General features: G+C 35.5%; 4 protein-coding genes and 1 pseudogene. 1 reads left to right on the top strand and 4 read right to left on the bottom strand.

Annotation, left to right across the window (positions count from 1 at the left end):
- Positions 1–145 (top strand): annotated as a pseudogene (locus HRQ60_RS23830) (IS30 family transposase); the annotation flags it as partial.
- 299 nt (positions 146–444) lie between these two features.
- Here the strand turns inward: HRQ60_RS23830 and HRQ60_RS23140 are convergent.
- The 4 genes from HRQ60_RS23140 to HRQ60_RS23155 form a co-directional block, all read right to left on the bottom strand.
- Positions 445–942, bottom strand: coding sequence for a hypothetical protein (locus HRQ60_RS23140; protein ID WP_172200945.1), 498 nt, complete (start codon positions 940–942; stop codon positions 445–447).
- A 173-nt stretch (positions 943–1,115) separates the two neighbouring features.
- Positions 1,116–2,117 (bottom strand): AbiTii domain-containing protein, encoded by a 1,002-nt coding sequence (locus tag HRQ60_RS23145; protein WP_172200948.1) that lies wholly within the window; start codon positions 2,115–2,117, stop codon positions 1,116–1,118.
- A 189-nt stretch (positions 2,118–2,306) separates the two neighbouring features.
- Positions 2,307–2,729, bottom strand: a complete 423-nt coding sequence (locus HRQ60_RS23150; protein ID WP_246281462.1) for a GNAT family N-acetyltransferase — start codon at positions 2,727–2,729, stop codon at positions 2,307–2,309.
- A 166-nt stretch (positions 2,730–2,895) separates the two neighbouring features.
- Positions 2,896–3,435 carry a hypothetical protein gene (locus tag HRQ60_RS23155; protein ID WP_172200951.1) on the bottom strand — a complete coding sequence of 180 codons (540 nt, stop codon included), beginning with the start codon at positions 3,433–3,435 and terminating at the stop codon, positions 2,896–2,898.
- Positions 3,436–3,587 lie beyond the last annotated feature (152 nt).

Raw genomic sequence — 3,587 nt, forward strand, 5'->3', positions numbered from 1 at the left:
TTTCCCCAAAGGCCACGATTTTGCGCAGGTGACCGATGCTGAACTCGAACAAGCTCTCGCCTTGATTAATAACCGGCTTCGTAAATGTTTAGGCTGGAAATCTACGCACGAATCGTTTCAGGAAGAAGTGTTGCACTTGGATTGACAATCCGTCTTTCAAAAAAAAAATAAAAAATACATCCTCACTTTTTAAAAAAGCATGGTTTTTTAATCGAATTCTTAAAACCATAACTTTTGTTCATTTAGTTAGTCTTTTAAAACAGCTTGCCCAGACTAATAGTTGCCTTTGTGTCTATACAGCTTCTGCTGGTTTAGGGTGTTTCCTATAACGTTCCTGTATTCACGACTCGACGCATGTCGAGTGTCCGGCGAATGCCGGATCAAGGGCGTATGCCCGCCGCGTGAATATTATGTTATAGGATGGGAACATCTTCTCTGAATTACCTATAAATCCTCTTTAATGTTTAACCTTTGTTTTTCAAAGCCCTCGTATTTAGGTCTGTATTTTAAATGCAAAAAGGCTTCAATTAAATTCAAAACAAATATCCCCAACGTAGCATCTATTAAAAAATCTATTCTTCTTGTATTAGTTTTAATCCATTCTTTAATAGTCGTTACATCAAGATTTAATTCTATTAATTTAGGATCGGCCAATAGTGACTTGGCTAAATTACTTTGAGAACTTTTAGGGTCGTAATGTTGACTGTTGAATCTCGCATTACTGCTAGGGCCAGCTTTACCTATCTTCAAAAATCTGTCTTGGTAAATAAAAGAGTATATAGCCATTCTGTCTTTAGGTAATGTTGAAGTTTTGTGAGGTACTCCTCGATCTAAGATCATAATTTGATTTTCATTAATTTCAGTTCCTGTTGATTTAATAATCTGAATTAACTGTTCTTTTAGTTCGTGCAAATTTTGTTCTTCCAATATTATTTTATACATGATCGTTCTGTTCCTTTCCTATAACGTTCCTGTATTCACGACTCAACGTATGTTGGGTGTCCGGCGAATGCCGGATCAAGGGTGTATGCCCGCAGCGTGAATATTATGTTAGATGAAGTTAATAAATCTACTAACCCATTAACATACAATGAGTGAAATCTTAAAAATTCAACCTAATCAAGAGACAATATATCTCCGATAACTAAGTAAGTATAAATAATATACCTTTCAGCTTCTTCTAATGTTACTTCTGTATGTGTACCTTTATTAGCTGCTTCATGAACACCATCTAAACGTTCACCAATAAACTTCAAGTGTGATCCTACTATTGATTTAAATTTGTTGCTTGTAGATTTACCTTCAATATACTGAATTAATCGATTAATATATTGGTCTTCTCCAATCTTTAATTTTTTCCCTCCAGTAAGCTCAATAATCTCATCAGATGGAGGGTACAAGGCGTCAGCCACTTCCTTGATAATCCTTCTACATGTATGCACAGCATTTGCCCAATCTTCAGCATTATCAGACTTTAAATTTTCATATACTGAAACAAATTTTTGAATAGCTTGGGGGCATATGTCTTTCAAACGAGTATCTACTGCGACTCGTTTACGTGAGAAAATATCATTTGTGATTTGACCAAATTTCAATTCATAATTAACATTTAAAATATATTGATATATTCTTGATTTAACCTTTTCGATTTTCTCGATATTTTCGTTTATTGTTTTAGTAAGGGTATTTCGTTCTCCTGCATTACCCGGCGGAATCGGTTGAAATGTAGATTGACTAGAAATTGAAATGTCACGATCATATGCAACTGCCATTCTAGCTCTTGCAGCACTTACTGCTGCTTCCATGACGGCAATAGTGGTTGTGGAAGCTCTTTCGACCTTTTTCTTTTTTTGAGTCTTACTTTCAGGATCATCAATAAAAAATCGTCTTCCAGACTTCCCTGCTGCTGCCCAGGCAGATGGTGTAAGGAAACCATCCTCATTCTTCTCAAAACCATTTGCTTCATGCCTAAGCCACTCTAAAGCTTCAATGTCATTAATAAGCCTAGCTAATCTTAAACATTTCAATACTACGTTTTGTAATGGAATTTCAGTTAATTCAAAATTCTTCAAGATTTCTTCCGATAATATTAAAGCTTCATCGGTACGCTGTTTCACTATTTAACCCCTCCATTGAATAAAAATTTATGAATTTCATCTAACGTTCCTGTATTCACGACTCGACACATGTCGAGTGTCTGGCGAATGCCAGACCAAGGACGAATGTCCGCAGCGTGAATATTATGTTATAGGATGTTCGGGCCTTCTTCGATATTGCTAAATTTTGTTTGATGATTATGGTGTTCGCTAGGTGTCCTTTGAAAAAATCAGAATATCATCTCTTTTAATCCATCCTGCATTATTCCAATATTGATTGCCTATTTTATTGTTTCCAAGAACCATTAAGTGACATTTAATAATTCCTGATTTCTTTAAGGAGTCCAAAGCACTTTCAACTAGTCTTTTTCCTATTCCGTTTTTTCTATACTCTTTTGAAATTGCTACATGATAGAGAAAACCTCTTCTTCCATCATGACCACACAAAATTGTACCAATGATTTCTTCTCTGTCCGTACATACAAAACTATGTCCGGCATTTCTTTTCAAGAATTTAGAAATGGATTCCTCAGAATCAGAATCACTTAATCCCATGCCCTCTGTATTTGACCAAAGATCAAAAACTTTCAAATAATCATTCAGGTTCATTTCACGAATTTTATACTTGTTCAACAAATCACATCCTATTTTTAATGTTTATAGGTTTTGCCCGAATTTCCTATAACGTTCTTGTATTCACGACTCGACGCATGTCGAGTGTCTGGCGAATGCCGGACCTAGGACGAATGTCCGCAGCGTGAATATTATGTTAGGCGATGGGCTTTCTTCTTTGCAAGATCTACGAAGATGTACTTTTCTCTTTAATGATGAACTGTTTAAAATAGTCTTTGAATATCTTATAAAAACCCTCTATCTCTTTAATTTCTTCAATAAAGTTGATCTTTATTTCTTCTTTCTGGTTGTGTTCAAGTTTTTCATCAAATTCATGATTTTTATATTCATTCAATAATTCATAAAAATAATCGCAATCCTTTTTTACTTCTTGAGATCCATCCGCATAATCCCCTGATAAACTCAAAAAACTAGCCCAAGATATTTCTCTCCTATCATATCTTAAGTACAAACATGCAATATACTGATCAAATAATTCACTTCTATAAAAATCAACAAATGGTTCTGAATACATATAGTTCTTAACGATTTCAATAGCGGTTGGTTGAAAGCGCACTGTTGCTAATTCAATGATCCAATAAGGTGGTTTAGTGTATTCAAGAATAATGTCATCGCAAAATAGCTGAAAATGCTTATACCAGATTAACCGACTCTCCAGCATGATGCTCAGCTTACATGCAAATTCCTTATCAAGTTTTATGTCCATTAAAGCCTCCTTGTTTAAAGCCTTTCGCCTAACGTTCCTGTATTCACGACTCGACGCATGTCGAGTGTCCGGCGAATGCCGGGCCAAGGACGTATGTCCGCAGCGTGAATATTATGTTAACTGATGTCCCTGACCTCTTGATTCCGCTTCTA

It is taken from the genome of Saccharibacillus qingshengii (assembly GCF_013185195.1).
Taxonomy (GTDB): Bacteria; Bacillota; Bacilli; order Paenibacillales; family Paenibacillaceae; genus Saccharibacillus; species Saccharibacillus qingshengii.

What these genes read in the sequence shown, in the direction of transcription:
- HRQ60_RS23140 (WP_172200945.1), bottom strand. Translation starts at nt 942, where the DNA reads ATGTATAAAATAATATTGGAAGAACAAAATTTGCACGAACTAAAAGAA.
- HRQ60_RS23155 (WP_172200951.1), bottom strand. Translation starts at nt 3,435, where the DNA reads ATGGACATAAAACTTGATAAGGAATTTGCATGTAAGCTGAGCATCATG.